Origin of the sequence: Algoriphagus faecimaris (genome assembly GCF_900101705.1) — a bacterium.
GTDB lineage: Bacteria > Bacteroidota > Bacteroidia > Cytophagales > Cyclobacteriaceae > Algoriphagus > Algoriphagus faecimaris.
Genome location: NZ_FNAC01000003.1, coordinates 90,701 through 110,400, shown reverse-complemented (window position 1 = coordinate 110,400; position 19,700 = coordinate 90,701). Strand labels below are relative to the sequence as shown.

Below are 19,700 nucleotides of genomic sequence, written 5' to 3'. Positions count from 1 at the left end.
CTTGTGCTTTTTAGTGAAAATACAAAAGGAAATTTTAAAACTTCTCAATGTACCCAACAGTTAGCTTATTAAACGCTCAAAAGCCAACTGTACGAATTCGAAAAAGCCGTTTCAAAGCCGTTCAGGGTAGATTTTTGTGCCAAAACGATCAATTTTATTAATCCTGAAAATAAACCTTTTGAACGGAAAAAAGCCCTGAAATCATAAAAGCTAAACCTAGCAAAACTTTCAATAGCATTCAGGAGTATAGTAAACGCAATGTCCTAGAATTTGCATTGCTACTCATACGGAGAGTAAGGCTTTTCTCTAGTTTAGTTGATCCTGACATTGTAGAGCAGGAGGTCTTTTAGGCTTCCTGTTTTCTTTTTAATCAGTCATAGCTACATTTTCCCTTTTGTGGAAAAGGTTCTTAATTTTCTTTTTGGCCTGAGCTTTACTAACTAAAAATATTACTACTTTAACGTAATATTTACAATCTGCCTACCCAGCACCAGTACACATGCCTTTATTGAATATTAAGAGAGAAATCTTGATAGTGGAAGACGATCAACATTTCCACATGATGTTAAAAAAAGCCTTTTTAACCTTAGACCCAAATCTTACGCTGCATTCTTTTTTTGACGGTTTAGATGCTATCGAATTTGTCAGAGACCCTATGGAAGATTCAGATAAGCAATATAAATCAGTCATTTTATTGGATCTCACGATGCCAATTTTGGACGGATGGGGATTTTTAGATCTCTTCAAAAGTCTTCCTCAAGAGGTACAGGATCAATACACAATCTTTATTGTCAGCAGTTCGATCAATAAATCCGATAGAGATAAAGCGCTTACTTACAGCTCAGTCAAGCACTATTATACCAAGCCACTTTTAGTTGCTGATTTCAACCAGATATTAAAAGCCTGCGACGAAGCCTTAGATTAAAAAAAAGCCTTTCCGCTAGACGAAAAGGCTTTTAAATCAAATTGATTTGGGATAGTATTTGTCCCGCAGCCAAAAAGAGACTCTGACAAGTAATATCAAAGCTGGAACTTCCACCAAAGGGCCGATTACTCCCGCAAAGGCCTGGCCTGAATTTAATCCGAATACCGCAATCGCCACAGCGATGGCCAGTTCAAAATTATTTCCAGCTGCAGTGAAGGCTATCGCTGCATTTTTATCGTACTCTGCCCCGAAAACCTTGCTCAGGAAAAATCCAATCAAGAACATCAAGGCAAAGTAAATCAGTAATGGAAGAGCAATTCTCAGCACATCTCCGGGAATTTCGACGATCAGCTCTCCTTTCAGCGAAAACATCACTACAATCGTAAATAGCAAAGCAATCAGAGTGATAGGAGAAATAGCGAGTATAAATCGGCTACTGTACCATTCCTCTCCTTTTACCCTCACCAAAATCACTCGACTCAGCAAGCCCATCATGAAAGGGATCCCCAAATAAATAGCCACACTCTCCGCAATTGTCCCGATCGAAATATCCACTATAGCCCCTTCAAATCCAAAGTAGGGTGGCAAAACTGTGATAAATACCCAGGCATAAAAACTGTAAAAAAAGACCTGAAATATACTATTCAATGCCACTAATCCAGCCCCATACTCCCTACTCCCCTCTGCTAGATCATTCCAGACCAAAACCATCGCTATACAACGAGCCAATCCTATCAAAATCAAACCCACCATATATTCGGGATAATCCTGCAAGAAAATCAAAGCCAGTGCAAACATTAAAACAGGACCTATAAACCAGTTAAGCACCAAGGAAATACTCAGAATCTTTACGTTTCGGAATACCTGCGGAAGTAAGCGATAGTCTACCTTGGCCAAAGGTGGATACATCATCGCTATCAATCCGATCGCTATGGGAATATTGGTACTCCCACTACTCATGGATTCAATAGTTTCTGCTGTCCCTGGCAACAAATAACCAAGTCCTACACCGAAACCCATTGCCAGAAAAATCCATAAGGTCAGGTAAGAATCCAGGAAACTCAATCGCTTTTTCTCAGTCATTTCTTCCTGATTTTTGAAAAAACATAAAAGAGCTCCGATGCAATCTGAAGCGATCGCTCATCGTATTTCTCCGCTTCCTGCTCTGTATCATCAAATTCCTTGGGGTCTTCAAAGCGTAAAGGGATTCTACGCTCAGTACCCGGGATAAAGGGACAGTTCTCATCCGCATGATCACAAGTCATCACAGCCGCAAATTTCTCCGCCTGATTTACCTGATCGTCAAACACCTTGGAAAAAGCCAAAATAGGAGCCCCATCCTCAGAATGAAAGACCTGATATTTTGGATTGTTGGATGAATCGCTTGAGGTCACTTTAAATCCCATGCGCTTGATCGAAGCTACCGCCCGCTCATTGAAAGCGGTCACCTCCACCCCGCCAGAGTAGCAGTGAGCCGGAATCTCAAAATAATCCGCCGCTGTCTGCCCCCATATTTGGGAAAACTGGCTACGACGGGAATTATGGGTGCATATAAAGTTTAAGGCCAGTGTTTCTTTACGCTCAATCTTTTCTTGAATGTAATTAATCAACTCTTTTAAGAGGGGCATACGCTCCTCCCTAATGGGAAGCTCCATGGTATGATTTACCGTGGAAGCAAGGTCTGTGAAAAGCTTCATTCTTGATGATTATTGGATTTAACAGCAACCTGAATTTGGCAAGCATCCGCCTGATTGGAGGTTTTCGTGATTGATACGATCCTCAGTTCCTTTTTCGCCAGGTTTTTGAGCAAAAACAGTAATGCTAAAAATCCCCGTATCGCCATTTTGAAAGGCAATAATCTCTTCCTTGCTGAGGTATTTCTCTAGAATATCTTCTGGAATGACTATTATTTTCTCCTTTTGAACCAGAATACCTCTAAAGCCAGCCTGCTCGATGTAACTCAGGTAATCGGCCTTTTGAATAGCTCCTGCTACGCAGCCCGCGTACATTTCGGCATCTTGACGTAGCGCCTCAGGCAAATCACCCACCAAGACAATATCAGAAATACTGAAATGTCCTCTGGGCTTCAATACCCTAAAAATCTCCTTGATCACTTTCTCCTTATTAGGTACAAGGTTGAGTACACAGTTACTCACTACCACATCTGCCACTTCATCGTTGACAGGCATCTCATCAATATCTCCTTCTCTAAACTCCACATTGTTATAGCCAAGTTTTTCAGCATTTTGCCTCGCTTTGTTGATCATCGCAGGCGTAAAATCAATGCCAATTACTTTTCCCTCACTACCTGTCTCATGACGAGCCACGAAACAGTCATTCCCTGCTCCTGAACCTAAGTCGATAACGGTATCGCCTTTTTGGATGTGGGCAAATTGGGTAGGCAATCCACAGCCTAATCCTAAATCCGCATCTTCCAGGTATCCTTCCGTACCTGTATAATCATCCATCATGATGTTATAGACTTTATTGGAAGGAGTAGTGGCTCCACAGCAGGAAGAAGCATTTTCAGCTTTACCTTGTTCTGCGATTTTTGCATAGCGCTCTCGCACCACATTTTTGAGTGTTTCTTCTTGATTCATACTATTTTATTATTGCAATATTACGATACAGTTAATCAAATTTTTTTAGCAGCAGCCACTTTCAGGATCGCAGACAGAAGCCTGTAGCTGAGATAGTCTTATTCTTGGTTTTTGATCGGGAATGCCACACTTATCTTTGGCGAGACAGTCCGTCATTTTGGTAGTCAGAATAAAATAAGTGCCGTCATGGTCCAACCCATATTTCCCGATGGTTTCACCCTGATACTCTACTTCTATCTCCAGATCTGGAATACCTAAAGTACGCTCCGAAAGATGGATAATCGAAAGCAACTTTTCAGGATGTAGGCGATGATTGTAATCATCCGCGTTCCACAGCTGAAAATTCACCTTTTGTTCCTTGCGTACAGTCCCTCCACAATCTATAAAATGCTTATCGATCAGACCGATTTCGGTGACGTGGAAATGGCTCGGAACTAATTTGCCATCTGGCAACTGAAAACCGATGGTTTTAGATTCAGCGAGAATTCTTTTTGCTTCTGAAAGTTTCATGGGATGGTAATTTATTAAATGACTTTTAACAGCAATCACCCTCTCCACAGCTTTCCAACTGGTCAAAAAACTGATTGAAGAGCGTTTTGATTTCTCCCCATCGGATGGGATTGATGCAGTAATTTACCCGGGTACCTTCAATAGTCCCCTGAATAATCCCCAAATCTTTCAACTCCCGTAGGTGCTGACTGATAGTAGCCTGCGCTAGACCGAGCTCCTGTACCAAGTCACCGTTGATGCAGGCATTAGACCTTAGCATGTACTGTATGATGGCCACTCGGGCCGGATGGGCAAAAGCCTTTGCTAATTGAGCAATTTCATTTTGCGCTTCTGTAAAGAGATCAGATTTAGTAACTCCCATTTGCTATTTAATTACATTGCAATATTACGATGAATAATTTTATTCCAAAAATCAAAATCTGTTTTTTTTATTTATTTCGTTCCAAATCCTTGGCAGGTTCTATTTCCAAATTGATTTCTGTAAATTGTCGCAACAAGGACAATTTAATCTTTCCCTCCTTCATTTCTTGCATCAAAATTTATTCTTAATGAAAGCCACTTGGAACAATCAAATAATCGCAGAAAGTAACCAAACCATCGTCATCGAAGGGAATCATTATTTCCCACCTGACTCCATAAAAAGTGAATATTTTAAGCCCTCAAACAAGCATACCACTTGCCCATGGAAAGGAGAGGCATCCTATTATACTATTGAAGTAGACGGAAAAGAAAATCCTGATGCAGCATGGTATTATGCAGACCCAAAACCTGCAGCTTCAGGTATAAAAAATCACATTGCTTTCTGGAAGGGTGTATCCGTGAATCAATCCTAAAAACCTCTTGCTGACGCCAAAAAAAACTTCTTTACAGCCTTCAAGGCTTAGTGCTTGGGTAGTTCTTTTTTTAATTTCCCTCCTACTCATTTTCTTATGGGCTGGCACATCGTTTTTTCAATTCATCAATGAGGCCACTTCTGCCCTCATGGCTTTCTTTGGTCCATTATATCTGATTTTAGGATTTCTCGCTGTGATTCTTGCCGTATTTCTTTCCATTCATCCCATAAGTAAGAGGAAGTTAGGAAAAGGGAAACCTGAGTATGGCTTAGGGTCTTGGATCGCCATGCTTTACAGTACAGGAATGGGCTCAGGCCTACTACTTCGGGCTGTTCAAGAACCTGTATATTTTCTAGAAAATCCACCTAGATCATCCAATCTATCTGCCGAAGTTTTTGCTTTACAATACACCTTCTTTCATTGGGGCTTTACGCCTTGGGCTTTTTATGGACTGACCGCAGTCTTGGTAGGTTGGTTTTATTACAGGAGAGAAAAGAACTTTCTCTTTTCGGATTTACTTTTCCCAGACTCCAGCAGTCCAAAATGGACTGCAGACTTGATTGATTTACTCGTTATCATGACCACCTTTTTTGGAGTTTTAGCATCAGTGGGTCTAGGTAGCCGACAATTATTATCCTCCTCCGAGTTTTGGGGAGGCGTCAATTGGGATGCCAAATGGGCCATTATCCCCCTCTCCTTAATCAGCACAGCTGCGACTTTATCGGCATTTCTTGGAGTGAGAAAAGGGATAAAGAGACTTTCTGACCTCAATATTGCAGGAGCAACATTATTACTGAGTATTACCTTTTTAATGGGGCCAATTGGAAGTACACTTGAGCTCTTTTTCGAAAGCTTATTTTCTTATTTTATCAGTTGGACTCCCATGAGTTTAAACCTCGGTTCCTGGTCTGTTTCCAATGATTTTCTCCAAAACTGGACAGTATTTTACTGGGCCTTTTGGCTAGCCTGGGCTCCCTTTACAGGTATTTTCATTGCTCGTATTTCTCATGGAAGAAGTATCCGGGAGGTACTTTTAGGTACACTTTTGATTCCATCATTGGGTACCTTCCTTTGGTTTTCCATTTTTGGAAATCATGCTTTTGACCTTATAGCCAAGCAATCGCTCTCGGCAGAAGAATTGGAGTCAGTGTATAGCTCCATTTTTGTCTTTTTTGGGCAGTTACCTTTTGCAAAAGTTACTCAGTTTCTCAGTACTTTTTTCTTGGCCACTTTTCTGATTACCTCCATTGATTCAGCCATCTTCGTGCTCAGCATGTATCTGGATCGTGGAAAAAGAGAGCCTAAAAAACGAATTCGATTCTTTTGGGGAGCATCTTTTTTCACCCTGACTGCCTTGGTTTTATGGAGTGGTGGCGAACAATTGCTACTCACTATAAGTAATATTCTTATATTAAGTTCTTTACCTTTTGCAGTGGTTTTTCTGCCACTTCTTTTCTTTTTGTTTAAAAACCTAAAATCCATTACCCATGAAAACAGCTGATTTGCACCACCAATTTCAGCTCACAAGGAAGCATACCGAAGAAATCTGCGAGCCATTGGAAACGGAAGATTATATTCCACAACCGATCGCAGACGTATCCCCTCCTAAATGGCACTTAGGCCATACCACCTGGTTTTTCGAGCAGTTTATTTTGGTACCCTTTGTTAAAAACTACCAAATCTACCACGAAGATTTCGCCTTTCTTTTCAACAGTTATTACAATCACGCAGGCAAGCGCGTCCTTCGCCCCAACCGAGGCTTAATGAGCAGGCCACCGGTACGAGAAGTCATGAACTACAGAGCTTATGTCAGTGAGGCCATCGAGAAAATGCTACAAGAACCGCTCGAAAATCAGGAAATAGTAGACCGTCTCGAATTGGGTATTAATCACGAACAGCAGCACCAGGAACTACTCATCTATGACCTGAAATACATCTTGGGTTATCAACCGACTTTCCCGGTATATGGACCAGCTTTTCAAACCAAAGAAACTCCAAAAGGAAAGTTTTTAAGTTTACCCGAAGGTTTGTATGAAGTGGGCTTTGAGGGCACTGGCTTTTCTTATGACAATGAGCATGGTCGGCACAAGGTCTACCTAGAAGAGTTTCAGATTTCCGATCAACCTGTCACCAATGGAGAATATTTGGAGTTTATACAGTCTGGAGGCTATGATAATTTTGATTATTGGCTGGATGAGGGCTTAAGTTTCATTCGCAATGAAGGTATCAAAGCCCCGCTATATTGGCATTGGGTCGAAGGAGAATGGCAAAATTATACGCTCTCAGGACTTCAAAAAATAAACCCGAATTTGCCTGTACAGCATATAAGCTATTACGAAGCTCAGGCCTATGCAGCATGGAAAGGTTGCAGACTTCCCAGCGAATTTGAATGGGAAATTGCTTCGGGAAAATTTGACTGGGGTCAGCTTTGGGAATGGACCGGAAGTGCCTATCTGCCCTATCCCCGATTTAAAAAAGCCCCCGGTGCATTGGGTGAATACAATGGCAAATTCATGGTCAATCAGCAGGTTCTTCGCGGTGCTTCAGTGGCCACTGCCGAAGGTCATTCCAGACCTACCTACCGTAATTTTTTCCATCCTGCTGCGAGATGGATATTTTCAGGAATCCGATTAGCCAAATAAAATGACTCCGAATACAGTAACCTTCCTAAACGACGTCCTTGCTGGACTTCAACAAAATCCAAAAACCCTATCCTCCAAATATTTCTACGATGAGGAGGGTTCCAAAATTTTTCAGGAAATCATGGATATGCCCAGCTATTACCTACCCAAGGCAGAGTTGGATATCATCCATTCCCAATCAAAAGCCATCGCTTCACATTTTAGAAGCAAGAAGGTTGATTTGATTGAACTTGGAGCAGGAGATGGACGAAAAATGGTCCATTTTGTAAAAATACTCAGTAAATCAACAGCAGAACTCAACTACATTCCACTAGATATCTCCTCTAGCATACTGAAGGTCAATCGGGATCTTTTTGAGCAAGAAATACCCGAAATCCACGTGAAGCCTTTGGCGGGTGATTTCTTTCAAACCCTTCCAGAAATAGAAGACAGCACACATACCCGAATCGTTCTTTTTCTGGGTAGCAATATTGGTAATTTCAGAAAGGAAAAAGCGATTGAATTTTTGGGATTTGTGGGAGATCATCTGCAGCAAGGAGACTTTTTTCTATTGGGAGTGGACCTCAAAAAACATCCTCGTACCATCAGAAATGCCTATGATGACCCCGGAGGGATCACAAAGAGATTTAATCTGAATTTACTGAAACGAATCAATAGGGAGTTGAATGGAGACTTTGACCTTCAGGCCTTCGATCACTATGCCACCTATCATCCCATTACCGGTGCTTCAGAGAGTTTTCTGATCAGCCTTCAGCAGCAAACCGTTCAAATTGGAGACCATGAGTTTGAATTTGAAAAAAATGAAACCATCCAAACTGAAATCTCCCAGAAATACGATTTCCCAATGCTAGAAAACCTAGCCTCCGAGTCAGGCTATAGCATTGATTCGATTTACAAAGATACCGATGAGCAATTTGCCTGGGTGCTGATGAAAGTAGCAAGCCATTGAGTAAAGGAACAGTCTACTCTATGATTCCCAAGGCAAATCGCATCAAAGTTTCTTGGAAATAAAGAGAGAATACCGCCTGTGCTTGATCTGATTGGGCTGCTACCAATTGTTGATTAGCTGTGGCCAGATCGACAAAATTAGATAGCCCTAATCTAAAACGCTCACTCACCGCGGTATATGCCTCATCTGCTGCATTTACCTGAACTTCGGCATTATGAAATTTCTCCAAAGCCGCTTGATAATTTTGATGAGCCAATTTGACATCTTGGAAAATACGTCGATCTAGGGCTTCCTCCCTCAGCGTTTCATTTTGATAATTTACCCGAGCGCGTACCACAGCGAGTTTGGTCTGCCAATTGTTGAAAATAGGGATAGCGAGATTGATCCCAATGGTATTTTGAGGATAAATTCGCAATAGCTGCTCACTGGGACTACGACTATCCAGAGAAGTGAAGAAGGTATTGTAGTTAAAAAATGCATTCAACCTTGGGTAATACATCGCCTTGGAGGCTTGGATAGATTTCTTGGCTGCGGTAACCAAAAGCTCTTGTTGGCTTCGATCGATGCGGTTTTCCATGGCTAAATTGACCAAAGTCGACAGACTATCGTCTGCAAAAGTGAATCCATCCAATCCCTCTACGGTCACAGGTTGGAGACGGGGAACAATACCAGTTTCGAGTTGTAAGTATTCGGTCAATGACCAGAGGTCATTTTCTAGAGTAATCCTCGCATCGACTAGAACAGATTCCAGTCTAGCTACTTCGGACTGCTGATTGTACAGGTCCGAAATCGTCCGTATTCCCGCATCCACAAAACCTTCGATCTGTAAAAGTTGCTGCTTTTGGTTATCAAGGTTTTCACGAGAAATTCTGACTAGCTCTTGATCTAGCAAAACCTGAAGATAGCGCTGCGCCACGTCAAAGACCACTTGCTGACGAGCTCTTTTCAGTCCATTTTCACCAGCCTCCAAGGCCATTTTTGCGGCTTGAGATTCAAGAATTCTCCTTCCCGAATTAAAAACTGGCACATTCACACTTAATCCGCCTGAGATAATTTCATTGGTCACATTGGTCACAACGATCTCCCCTTCGACTTGCTGAAACTGTTGCCCATTTTGCCGTGCAAAATTTGAATTGATATTGGCTGAAGGGAACCGAGCAAAAAGCGCCGCTTTACGCTCATGCTCAAGTACCTCTTGGTTATTATTCAGGATTTGAAAGTCCAAGTTGGCTTTTAGTGCATATTCTACAGCCTCATCAAAATCAAGGAGAAGCGTATCCTGCGCTTGCAATTTCCCAATACAGAGAAAGAGTAAAACAAGTATCAAATTAAATTTTTTCATCACTTTCTATTCTTCCGTCAATTAATTGAATCAAGCGAGTCCCGTAATCCGCATTTTCACGTGTGTGAGTGGCTTGAATAATGGTAGTACCCTCCTTGTGCAGTTCTTGAAAAACCTCCATAATTTCTTTGGCTTGTGCCGAATGTAGATTTCCTGTGGGTTCATCTGCCAAGAGTAAACTGGGTTTCCCTGCAATGGCCCGGGCAATTCCCACTAGCTGCTGCTGACCTCCGCTAAGCTGAGTAGGGAATAAATCTTTTTTGGCTACCATATTGAATCGGTCAAGCAGATTGGCAATGATGCTTTTGCGCTCTGATGAAGACACTTTTCGATAAAGTAATGGGGTTTCGATATTCTCATAGACTGTCAGTTCGTCGATCAAATGATACGCTTGAAAAATGTATCCAAATTCACTTTTATGCAGATTGGATAGTTCACGCTGCTTCATCTTAAGGATGTTTTTCTCCCCGAAGAGATATTCCCCTTCAAAATCCTCATCCAATAACCCTAGAATATTGAGCAGAGTAGATTTTCCGGCACCCGAAGGACCCATCAGGGTGATAAATTCCCCTTCAGCGATGGTGAGACTAATTCCTTTGAGTAAGAAGATCCGTTGAAAACGGGATTCTATGTACTTATCTATTTCCTTGAGTTGAATCATAAATCAGATATTTTTCTAGTAAGGGGTTGTTCCAGATTTATGCCATAAAAAAAGGCCTTGGATCTGCTCCAAAGCCATTATTTGAATAAAAACACCTTTTAATTTACGTACATTTTTGTTCGCTGGCGAACAATTCCAAGTCCTCTCCGATGCTCAATCCATCATTCTTAAATCTTAGAGCCTGCCAGTTGGCAATTTGAAAATAATAAACAGTTACAATTGGTTTTATTCCGATTTTAAGATTTGCGAGGGATTGGCGTAATAGACTTTCCATAGCTGGGAACTGACAGTCACACCGATCACAATCAATAAAACCAACACCCCTGAGCCAATCGGCACCAGTCCTACCCCAGCATGATAAGCAAAGAAAGAATCCAAGAAACTTTTCACGATGAGGTATGCAATGCCTCCACCTAAAACGGCAGCAATTATCCAGCTAATCAAATAGCGCATAAATAGCTTTTGGGATAAATCTACGATCGCAGCACCGAATATTTTTCGGACGCAATAATCTTTGATCCGAGCATTCATATTCAAAGAAACCAATCCAAACAGCCCCATGGCAGAGAGCAACACAGAAAGGATAGCTGCAAACAAAATGACATTTTGAACTCCTCTGACATCTCTAAAAGAAGGATCAAAAACCTCCGTTTGGAGTTTTCCTTCAAAAAGACCTCTGGGAAAGAATTCCCGCCAGGTTTTTTTAACCAAGTCCATGGAGGCAGCTGCTGTACCCGGGCTCATTTTCAAGGTTAGGTAACTGTAAATACTATCTGCACCGGCTTGAATCACCATGGATTCGATCGGAGCCTCAAAGGCAAAGGCATGAAAATCCTCCACTACTCCTACGATTTGATAATTGGCCGAATCGATCAAAACAGATTCCTCAACGGGAAAAGTCAAGCCCAAACTCTTCATAAACTTTTCATTGACCAAAATGGCTTCCTCTTGATCCGAAATCCGATCAGGGTCAAGAAACCTTCCCTCTTTCAACCTCAAATCCAAAAGCTGGGCATAATTCCCTTCAGCTTTAAGGTGTGCTATAGGATGATTTTGCTCCTGATAGCTGACCTCTTTTTCTTCTTGCCAATTACCAACATAATTCTGACTGCCACTGATTTCTTCGACTGCAGCCAAGGCCAAAAGCTTGTCCTTAAAATTGGAATATTCTTTTGCTTCTGGCACATTGACTATAATTTTATCCCGATTATCATAACCCCAGTCCCTATTCTGATTGATGTAATTCGTTTGGAGAAAAGCTACCCCGGCAACTATGCTGATAATGGCCAGCGTAAACTGAAAGGTCAGTAGGACAGTAGTCAAAAAACTTTTGCTGCCCAGCTGCTGGTTTCCTTTCAAAATACTGACAGGCTTGAATGAGGAAACAAAAACCGCTGGGTAAAGGCCTGAAGCCAAGGTAATAAATCCGGTCAAAGCGATCAGAAAAGCCCAAATGAACGGGTCATTAAACAGGTCAAGTTGTAAATTTTTATCTGCAATCTGATTAAACCCCGGTAATAGGAAAATCGCAGCCAAAAGGCAGCCAAAAACGATGGAAAGGAAGCAGACCATCAAATTCTCGCTGAGAAACTGCGTGATTAATTGGCCTTTCCTGCTGCCGATAACCTTTCTGACTCCAATTTCCTTGATCCTGCGTGTAGCCATCAGAATGGAAATATTGATATAATTGAATACAGCCAAAATCAAAATAAACAAGCCAATAGCCCCGAGTAGAATCTGTGGACCAATTGCCAAAAAACTGATAACTCCATTTTTGATTTCTCCGGACATTTTGACCAAATCAGTGTAGGCGACTAAATCTAGGCTGAGATAAGGATTATCGGGATTGATCTCATTCTGTCTTTTTTGTAGGGCTGCAAGTTCGGTTTGGACTTGACTAGGGTCAATCCCTTTTTCTATTTGGATAAAAGTCCAAGATTCAGAATTCCATTTGTCTTTTAATGAAGCAGGATTATATGCGGACTTAATGGATTCATTATTGACCAAGAGGTCAAAATTGAACAGCTCCATGTCGCTCAATTTTTGCATAACACCCCCTACTTTATACTGTTTCTCTTCGCCGTTTAGCACCAATGTAATCTCTTGATCCATGGGATTGGACTCTGCAAATAACTTCTCCGAAAGTTGCTCGGTTAGAATTACTCGCTCAGGGTCGTTGAGGGCTCCTGAATAGCCATATTTCAGGTTAAAGCTGAACATGTCCATAAACCCGGGATCTACATACATTGCTCGCTGTTGATAGCTCTCCAAGTCATGAATCAAAACTGGAATTCGGGTCTTGACCTGTGTTTGGGATTTGATGTAAGGAATTTCTTCGGGAAGGAGTTCAGCAATCGGATCTGCTACTGTCCCATACCTCACTATTCCATTTTCCTCTGCAGTCGTGTAGGTCAATTGGAAGATCTCCTTTTTATTAGGCTGAAGCATCCCCTTAAACCAAACCTGCTCTATAAAAAGGTAAGCCACCAAGCAGCAGGCCACGGCGCAAGCCAAGCCGAAAATAGAAATAAAGGAAGTGCCTTTTTGCTTGATTAGATTCCTCCAAGCGATTTTAAAATAGTTTTTGAGCATAAGGCTTTATTAGGTTAAATGAAAAATTTTATTGGATATCGGGTCACTCATTTTTTAAGATCTCTGCTGGATTGACCAAGGCAGCTCTTATCGCTTGAGCACTGACTGTAAACAAAGCAATCAAAAGAGTTATTCCCCCCGTCCATAAAAACAGCGTCCAATCAATCGAGACTCGATAAGCAAAGCTATCCAGCCAATCGCTCATGAAATACCACGTCGAAGGAATACCAACCAAGACTGAAATCAATACCAATTTGGTGAATTCGGATGAGATCAAAGCCACTACACTGACTGTAGATGCTCCCAGCACTTTCCTTACTGAGATTTCTTTTCTTCTCCGCTCTGCAATGAAGGTAGCTAAACCAAACAACCCCATACAGGAGATAAAAATAGCTAATCCCGAGAATAGAGAGGTCAGTTTCCCTATCCGCTCTTGAGACACGAATTTGCGGGCATGTTCCTGATCTACAAAGGAATATTCAAAAGGAGAATCAGGATTGAATTTGCTAATAATAGCCTCTACACTGCCTAAAGCCTGCATATTTGCACCCGTATCAGCAAAGCGAATATGGATAAAATTCAAGTTGCGCTTAGGACCCGTCACCATGATGGGCACTACATCTTCAAATGGGGACTCCATAATAAAGTCCTTTACCACACCTACCACAGTAAAGTAATAGGCGTCATCTTTTATAACTTGTCCGATAGGCTCTTCGAAACCCATCATTTTCACCGTTCGCTCATTTAATATTGCTGCGAGGCTATCATTGGGAAATGCATAGACATCAATATCCCTACCGGCGATCAATTCCATTCCAGCAGTCTTTACCAAGTTAGCATCTGCACCCATCCTTCGTATACTTGGGCGATAGTCAGGGTCTTTGCCCTGCCACTCCATCCCATCGGTATCGCTGTAAATATCTGTCAGTGGAGAAAATGTATAGCTCACTTCGACCACTTCGGGAAGGGCCAGTAATTCATTCCTAAGCGCCACTTTGTTTTTTCTCATGCTTTCTGTGACAGGATGGAAAATCAAATTTTCCTTATCGATTCCCAAGTCCCTATTTTGGACAAATCGTACCTGATCTTGAATAATCCAAACACAGGAAATCAAGGTAACTACCACCGCAAATTGAAAGACGACTAATATTTCTCGAGGCTTTAACCCGAAGGAACCCTTTGAACCCATATTGGATTTAAAAATCGCTGTGGGTTTAAAAGAACTCAACAAAAAAGCCGGATAGGCTCCTGCCAATATCCCAATGACAAAAACATAAAGTGCGGATATCCCCCAGAAATAGGGCTCTGCAAAAGGGTTTTCCAAGCTCAAGCCCACAAAATCTTTAAAAATCTCAAAGGTGAAGGAAACAATAACTATTGCCAGCAAGTAGGCAGAGAAGGCAATCAAGGTAGATTCTACCAAAAACTGACCAATCAGCATTCCCCTTCCGGCACCTGAGATTTTTCGGATTCCGACTTCTTTGGAACGCTTTTCACTTTGGGCAGTACTCAGGTTTACAAAATTAATCGCTGCCAAAACCAAGACTATTATGGATACAATAGCAAACATTCGGATCAATTCGATTTTGCCACCAACAGACTTCCCATTTTCGAATTTGGAATAGAGATGTAAGTCCTCCACAGGAAACAGAAAGTCAGAAATATGCTCCACTTCGGAGTTTGTTTCTGTGAAATCTGAAAACTTTTCATTGAAGGAATCAAGGTCAACACCTTCACTTAACAGGGTAAATGTCCGGTAGGAATTATTTTGCCAGTAATCGTCCGCCCAACCCATGGCCTCCAGTTTTTTGAATGGCAAAAATGCAGTAAATGGAAAGTCTGTATTCACCGGAAGGTCTTCGACGATAGCTTTCACTTCAAAATCCAGCTGCTTAGCCAAGGTCACGCTTCGACCTATTGCCGGTGAATTTCCAAAGAGTTTTTTGGCTACTGACACAGTGAGAACAATATTTCCCGGTTCTGATAGTGCCGCCACCGGGTCACCTTCCACAGCCTTGAATGAAAAAATCCTGAAAAAGCCTGGATCTGTAAAGGTAACTTGCTCGTAAAAATTATTTTCATCATGGGTAAGCAGCTGCTTATCCCACTCAGAAATTCGTGCCACTTCCTCTACTTCCGGAAACTGCTCCTTCATTGTCGGTGCATAAGGGGCGGGAGTGTAGTCCCAGGTATTGATTTCCCCCTGCATGGTCGAGTTTCTCCAGATGGCGTATATCCGGTCCGAGTGCTCATGAAAGCGATCAACCGAAGTTTCAAATTGAACCCATATTAATATCAATATCGAGGCAGCCATTCCCACGGCCAAACCAACGATGTTAATAAAGGCATAGCCCCTACTCCGAGTAATGTTTCTCCAAGCGATTTTCAGATAATTCCTCCACATAAGTAAATTGATTGAAAGCCTTAGTCTGAATTTCCACTTTTGTGCCAGTTGAAATACCCCTCAATGTAGCATTAAGGGGTATTTCATGGATTTCAAATCAATTCTTCGAACATTTTTGTTCGCTGATGGACGAATTATGGAAAGTTTGAAAGTTAAAATATGAAAGCTGAAGAATTTCAGATTTCCTACTTTCTAAAACTTCCTATACTTTCCGCCTAAAAACTTATTGGCTTTTCGCTCGGCAAATTCTGCTTTTTCACTGTCCCAATGCAGGGTCTGATTAGGGAATCGGCCGGCTATCACACCTAGCAAAATCGTCTCGGTCAATCGGGCGGAATACTCGAAAGGCGCACTGCACTCATCTTTACCCAGGCAGGCATCTACAAACTGATGGTAATGCTTCTTGCTTTCACCTGCATAATCCTTGACCGGTTCGCCAAGATTGTATTTGGCCACATCAAATTCCTGATATTTCCCATCGACAATCCATCGCGGCAATTGCTGGAAGTGTGGTAAAAGGAGGCGTCCCTTTTCTCCTAAAAACATCGCTCCTTGATCTGGCAATTCGTCCCCATTGGGTAGCTTCAAATCCTCATGATCGATAGGCGCGCCCGGGCCATCATACCAGACCCACTTGAGTGTCTCAGCGGTATAGGGGGTTTGGGGAAACTCATAAGTAACTACATTATTTTCGGGAAAACCAAAACCATTGGGTTTGCGACAGTTATTGACAATTGTATAAGGCACATCTAGCTGCAAGGCATTATAAGGTGTATCAAAAATATGGACTCCCATATCCCCAAGAGTACCACAACCGTAATCGAGTAGCTTTCGCCAGTTTCCAGGATGGTAAACACCCTCTTTATATTTTCGCTTCTTGGCAGTTCCTAGCCAAAGGTTCCAGTCCAGATTTTCAGGGGTCTCATCTCTTCCCTTGGGCTTTGGTCCGTCATAGCCCCAGTTTTTGGGTGACCAAGCGCGTACGGTATGCACTTTTCCGATGATCCCGTCCTGAATCAGCAAGGTTGCCAGTTTGTAATCGTAAAATGAATGGACCTGAATTCCCATTTGTGTAATCAGGTTTTTCTCTTCGGCCATTTTTTTCATTTCCCGAGCTTCACTTACATGATGTGTAAGCGGCTTTTGGCAATAGACTGGTTTGTTTTTTTCCATGGCCATCAGAGAAGCCGGAGCATGGGTATGATCAGGAGTAGAGACGATTACCGCATCGATTTCATCGGTCATTTCTTCCAAAAGTAATCGGTAGTCGGAATAAGTTTTGGCATCGGGAAAGCGGGCTGTTGCGGATGAAAGTGCATTACTATCCACATCACAAAGGGCTACTACTTCTACTAGATCATGAGAAGCAATAGCATTCAAATCCTCCATGCCCATCGCACCGAGACCGATATGGGCAGTCCGCAACTTTCCTGCTGCCTGGGCCTGCGCCAAAAGAGAAGGAGCCAAAGTCACGCCAGCTGCTCCCAGCATTGACTTCTTCAAAAAGTCTCGTCGATCGATGAACTGAAATTTCGTTTTCATAGGTTAAGGGTTTGGTTAATTAGTGAGGTCATACTACAAATCTAAAAGAGAACTTGTTTTTTCAAACCCCACTGATCAAATGATCGAAAAAAGAAGCATTGAATCAAAAGAATAGTATTGTTTTACACGCCAAAATCATTCACTTTTTATACTTTTCACCGGATTGGCCCACGCCGCTCTAATCGTTTGAGTAGTGACTGTGACGGCAGCAATCAGCCCGGCCAAAAGTCCTGCCCAGAGGAAGACGGTCCAATGAATCCCAATACGATAGGCAAAATCCTCCAGCCAAGTATTCATTCCAAACCATGAAATGGGGATCGCAATCAAAAAACCGATAGCCACAAGCTTAAGAAAGTCCTTTCCCAGCAAAATCAAAATATTGGTTGTCTCTGCTCCCATTACTTTTCGAATACCGATCTCACGGGTGCGCTGCTCCGTAGCAAATGTAACCAAACCCAAAAGTCCCAATACGGAAATTAAAATAGCCAAAACTGAGAAGAAGGTAAAGATGGTTCGTACCCGTGACTCAGACTCGTATTGAAGATTAAATCCCTCATCCACAAAAAGCGGTTCGAAAGGAAAATCAGGCCTAAATTGGGCCCATTCGTCTCTCAGATAGGCCAAAACCTCATCTCGGCTTCCTGCATCAATTTTGATGCTGATTTGGTTATTTCTGTCTTGAGAGATCATAAATACGATTGGCACAATAGGCTGATGGAGGCTTTCGAAATGAAAATCTTTCATCACCCCAGTGACAAAACCCCTCCGGGTACCGTAGAGAAACTGCTTACCCACAGCCTCCTCAGGACTAGACCAGCCCACCTCCCTGATCGCGGTCTCATTGAGCACAAAAGCTTCCGTAGAATCTGATGCTAGCTGATAGTCAAATGATCTTCCTGCTATTACCTCGATCCCATAGGTTTCCAAAAAGTTATGCCCCACATGGATATCTGCTATTCTGAGACTCAATTGAGAAAGCTCACCATTGACTTCGGCACTTACCCCCTGAGAATCTAGAAGCCTTCCTGAAGGAACTCTACTAGACACCGAAACGGATTGGATTCCGGAATGATTTTCAAGACGGTCTTTTATGATTTGATAGTTTTCATTGATCAGGGTATTGCTAGGCAAAACGACAATATCCTCTTTTTCAAATCCCAAGTCCTTATTCTGCATGTAATCCAGCTGCCGTACCACGACCAACACAGCTACGATAAGCATAACTGAGATAGCAAATTGTCCCACCACCAAAAATGACCGAAAACGCTCGTGTACTTTTCCTGCTTTCAGTGCCCCCTTGAGAACTCGAGCTGGTCTAAAACCCGATAAAAACAAAGCCGGGTAACTTCCTGAAATCAAACCTACAAAAAGAATAATTCCAATGACTCCAAGTAGATACTCTGGATGCTCGATCAAATCCAACTCTAGAGGTCGATCGGTAAAATCTCCAAAAACCGGCAAGAATAAAAGGGTAATCAGAAGAGCTAAACCCATGGCCAAAATGGTCATCACAAAGGATTCCCCCAAAAACTGTTTTACCAATAATCCTCGATCAGCCCCCATAACTTTACGGATTCCTACCTCCAATGATCTCAAGGAAGAACGGGCTGTGGATAGATTCATAAAATTGATACAGGCAATCAAGAGAATAAAAAATGCAATTGCCAGATAAGTATAGACATAATCAATATTACCATTTGGCTCGATTTCAGAGTCCAAATTGGAGTACAGATGCACATCACTAATAGGCCAGAGAATCAATTGAGTCCCTTTTGATGCAGGTACTCCGGCCTGATTGGGACCAATGTGACGGTCAATCAAGGTGGGCAGCTTAGATTCAAATTCCCGGTAATCCACCCCATCATTTAATTTGATAAACGTGGAAAAATTATTGGATCCGTAGTTGGACATAAAGGCATCCAATCCTCCATAAAACTGCACCACAGGAACCATAGACGCCAAGAAATCCACATGAAAATGGGAGTTCTCCGGAATATCTTTCATCACCCCCCGCACCTGAAAAGTCACCTCTTGCCCTGCCAAATCTGCCAACAGTTCCTTCCCTATCGGAGACTCCTCCCCAAAATATCTTTTCGCTGTACTTTGGCTTAGGACTACACCATCCGCCTGATCCATAGCCGATTTGCCCTCACCCTCTAGGATTTCCCACCCAAACACATCAAATGCCTCGGGGTCAGAAAAGAAAAAACGCTCCTCCTCAAATGCATTTCCTCCCGATTTGATCAGCGGATCGAAATTGAACAAACGGGCTGAATACTCCACCTCCTCCGGAAAGTCTGACTGGATCAAAGGTCCAAAAGGAGGGGCAGTGTGGCCTAAGTGAAGGCTGATGTCTCCGTTAGGATTATACCATGCTCGAGATACTCTAAAAATCCGGTCGGCATCCGGGTGAAATCTATCATAACTCAATTCAAATTGGACATATAATAAAATCACTATACTCACCGACATCCCTACCGCCAATCCAAAAAGATTGATCAGTACATACATGGGATGTTTTTTGGCATTTCTAAAGACAATTTTGAAATAGTTTTTCAGCATGGTCCGGGTAGGTTTACAGTTCAAAGAGGTATTAGCAACTTCTCTGCAGGTTTTATACCGATAAAAAATGCCCCTCAGGTTCGTTGAGGGGCATTTGGAGTAATCTCAATGTTCATTTTGCTCCATTTTTGGTCGCTC

General features: G+C 42.2%; 16 protein-coding genes. 5 read left to right on the top strand and 11 right to left on the bottom strand.

Annotated features, from left to right (window positions below; translation table 11 throughout):
* The first annotated feature begins 499 nt into the window (after positions 1–499).
* Positions 500–925: a response regulator gene (locus BLQ57_RS02530; protein ID WP_087939142.1), complete on the top strand. Its 426-nt coding sequence runs from the start codon at positions 500–502 to the stop codon at positions 923–925.
* 36 nt (positions 926–961) lie between these two features.
* Here the strand turns inward: BLQ57_RS02530 and arsB are convergent, their stop codons facing one another.
* From arsB to BLQ57_RS02505, 5 genes are read right to left on the bottom strand one after another with little or no spacing between them, the layout of a single operon-like run.
* Entirely contained in the window at positions 962–2,008 is a 1,047-nt protein-coding gene (gene arsB / locus BLQ57_RS02525) for an ACR3 family arsenite efflux transporter (protein ID WP_087939141.1), read from the bottom strand.
* Positions 2,005–2,622 carry a low molecular weight phosphatase family protein gene (locus BLQ57_RS02520; protein WP_087939140.1) on the bottom strand — a complete coding sequence of 206 codons (618 nt, stop codon included), beginning with the start codon at positions 2,620–2,622 and terminating at the stop codon, positions 2,005–2,007. The genes arsB and BLQ57_RS02520 overlap by 4 nt, the downstream gene beginning before the upstream one ends.
* Positions 2,623–2,640: 18 nt before the next feature.
* Positions 2,641–3,525 (bottom strand): arsenite methyltransferase, encoded by an 885-nt coding sequence (locus BLQ57_RS02515; RefSeq protein WP_087939139.1) that lies wholly within the window; start codon positions 3,523–3,525, stop codon positions 2,641–2,643.
* Between the two features lie 45 nt (positions 3,526–3,570).
* The gene (locus BLQ57_RS02510) at positions 3,571–4,035 is read right to left on the bottom strand and encodes a DUF6428 family protein (protein ID WP_087939138.1); all 465 of its coding nucleotides are present in this window, start codon (positions 4,033–4,035) and stop codon (positions 3,571–3,573) included.
* A gap of 25 nt (positions 4,036–4,060) precedes the next feature.
* Positions 4,061–4,396, bottom strand: a complete 336-nt coding sequence (locus BLQ57_RS02505) for an ArsR/SmtB family transcription factor (RefSeq protein ID WP_087939137.1) — start codon at positions 4,394–4,396, stop codon at positions 4,061–4,063.
* A gap of 187 nt (positions 4,397–4,583) precedes the next feature.
* On the opposite strand from BLQ57_RS02505, the gene BLQ57_RS02500 reads away from it, so the two are divergent.
* From BLQ57_RS02500 to egtD, 4 genes are read left to right on the top strand one after another with little or no spacing between them, the layout of a single operon-like run.
* Positions 4,584–4,868 carry a DUF427 domain-containing protein gene (locus BLQ57_RS02500; RefSeq protein WP_087939136.1) on the top strand — a complete coding sequence of 95 codons (285 nt, stop codon included), beginning with the start codon at positions 4,584–4,586 and terminating at the stop codon, positions 4,866–4,868.
* Positions 4,869–4,875: 7 nt separating this feature from the next.
* Positions 4,876–6,369 (top strand): BCCT family transporter, encoded by a 1,494-nt coding sequence (locus BLQ57_RS02495; RefSeq protein WP_169712730.1) that lies wholly within the window; start codon positions 4,876–4,878, stop codon positions 6,367–6,369.
* Positions 6,356–7,510: an ergothioneine biosynthesis protein EgtB gene (gene egtB / locus BLQ57_RS02490; RefSeq protein ID WP_087939134.1), complete on the top strand. Its 1,155-nt coding sequence runs from the start codon at positions 6,356–6,358 to the stop codon at positions 7,508–7,510. Before BLQ57_RS02495 ends, egtB begins: the two co-directional genes overlap by 14 nt.
* A gap of 1 nt (position 7,511) precedes the next feature.
* The gene (gene egtD, locus BLQ57_RS02485) at positions 7,512–8,459 is read left to right on the top strand and encodes an L-histidine N(alpha)-methyltransferase (protein ID WP_087939133.1); all 948 of its coding nucleotides are present in this window, start codon (positions 7,512–7,514) and stop codon (positions 8,457–8,459) included.
* Positions 8,460–8,472: 13 nt separating this feature from the next.
* Here egtD and BLQ57_RS02480 read toward each other — a convergent pair whose 3' ends face one another.
* From BLQ57_RS02480 to BLQ57_RS02455, 6 genes are all read right to left on the bottom strand, one after another.
* A complete protein-coding gene (locus BLQ57_RS02480; RefSeq protein WP_087939132.1) occupies positions 8,473–9,801 on the bottom strand; it encodes a TolC family protein in 1,329 nt (442 codons plus the stop codon).
* Positions 9,788–10,462 (bottom strand): ABC transporter ATP-binding protein, encoded by a 675-nt coding sequence (locus BLQ57_RS02475; RefSeq protein WP_087939131.1) that lies wholly within the window; start codon positions 10,460–10,462, stop codon positions 9,788–9,790. The genes BLQ57_RS02480 and BLQ57_RS02475 overlap by 14 nt, the downstream gene beginning before the upstream one ends.
* Positions 10,463–10,687: 225 nt before the next feature.
* Positions 10,688–13,054 (bottom strand): ABC transporter permease, encoded by a 2,367-nt coding sequence (locus BLQ57_RS02470; RefSeq protein WP_087939130.1) that lies wholly within the window; start codon positions 13,052–13,054, stop codon positions 10,688–10,690.
* Positions 13,055–13,097: 43 nt separating this feature from the next.
* Positions 13,098–15,458 carry an ABC transporter permease gene (locus tag BLQ57_RS02465; protein WP_087939129.1) on the bottom strand — a complete coding sequence of 787 codons (2,361 nt, stop codon included), beginning with the start codon at positions 15,456–15,458 and terminating at the stop codon, positions 13,098–13,100.
* Positions 15,459–15,650: 192 nt separating this feature from the next.
* Complete coding sequence (locus BLQ57_RS02460; RefSeq protein ID WP_087939128.1) at positions 15,651–17,000, bottom strand: Gfo/Idh/MocA family protein; 1,350 nt, start codon at positions 16,998–17,000, stop codon at positions 15,651–15,653.
* Between the two features lie 135 nt (positions 17,001–17,135).
* Positions 17,136–19,562 carry an ABC transporter permease gene (locus BLQ57_RS02455; protein WP_087939127.1) on the bottom strand — a complete coding sequence of 809 codons (2,427 nt, stop codon included), beginning with the start codon at positions 19,560–19,562 and terminating at the stop codon, positions 17,136–17,138.
* Positions 19,563–19,700 lie beyond the last annotated feature (138 nt).

What these genes read in the sequence shown, in the direction of transcription:
- egtB (WP_087939134.1), top strand. Translation starts at nt 6,356, where the DNA reads ATGAAAACAGCTGATTTGCACCACCAATTTCAGCTCACAAGGAAGCAT.
- BLQ57_RS02465 (WP_087939129.1), bottom strand. Translation starts at nt 15,458, where the DNA reads ATGTGGAGGAATTATCTGAAAATCGCTTGGAGAAACATTACTCGGAGT.
- BLQ57_RS02530 (WP_087939142.1), top strand. Translation starts at nt 500, where the DNA reads ATGCCTTTATTGAATATTAAGAGAGAAATCTTGATAGTGGAAGACGAT.
- BLQ57_RS02455 (WP_087939127.1), bottom strand. Translation starts at nt 19,562, where the DNA reads ATGCTGAAAAACTATTTCAAAATTGTCTTTAGAAATGCCAAAAAACAT.
- BLQ57_RS02515 (WP_087939139.1), bottom strand. Translation starts at nt 3,525, where the DNA reads ATGAATCAAGAAGAAACACTCAAAAATGTGGTGCGAGAGCGCTATGCA.
- egtD (WP_087939133.1), top strand. Translation starts at nt 7,512, where the DNA reads ATGACTCCGAATACAGTAACCTTCCTAAACGACGTCCTTGCTGGACTT.
- BLQ57_RS02510 (WP_087939138.1), bottom strand. Translation starts at nt 4,035, where the DNA reads ATGAAACTTTCAGAAGCAAAAAGAATTCTCGCTGAATCTAAAACCATC.
- BLQ57_RS02505 (WP_087939137.1), bottom strand. Translation starts at nt 4,396, where the DNA reads ATGGGAGTTACTAAATCTGATCTCTTTACAGAAGCGCAAAATGAAATT.
- BLQ57_RS02520 (WP_087939140.1), bottom strand. Translation starts at nt 2,622, where the DNA reads ATGAAGCTTTTCACAGACCTTGCTTCCACGGTAAATCATACCATGGAG.
- BLQ57_RS02480 (WP_087939132.1), bottom strand. Translation starts at nt 9,801, where the DNA reads ATGAAAAAATTTAATTTGATACTTGTTTTACTCTTTCTCTGTATTGGG.
- BLQ57_RS02500 (WP_087939136.1), top strand. Translation starts at nt 4,584, where the DNA reads ATGAAAGCCACTTGGAACAATCAAATAATCGCAGAAAGTAACCAAACC.
- arsB (WP_087939141.1), bottom strand. Translation starts at nt 2,008, where the DNA reads ATGACTGAGAAAAAGCGATTGAGTTTCCTGGATTCTTACCTGACCTTA.
- BLQ57_RS02470 (WP_087939130.1), bottom strand. Translation starts at nt 13,054, where the DNA reads ATGCTCAAAAACTATTTTAAAATCGCTTGGAGGAATCTAATCAAGCAA.
- BLQ57_RS02460 (WP_087939128.1), bottom strand. Translation starts at nt 17,000, where the DNA reads ATGAAAACGAAATTTCAGTTCATCGATCGACGAGACTTTTTGAAGAAG.
- BLQ57_RS02475 (WP_087939131.1), bottom strand. Translation starts at nt 10,462, where the DNA reads ATGATTCAACTCAAGGAAATAGATAAGTACATAGAATCCCGTTTTCAA.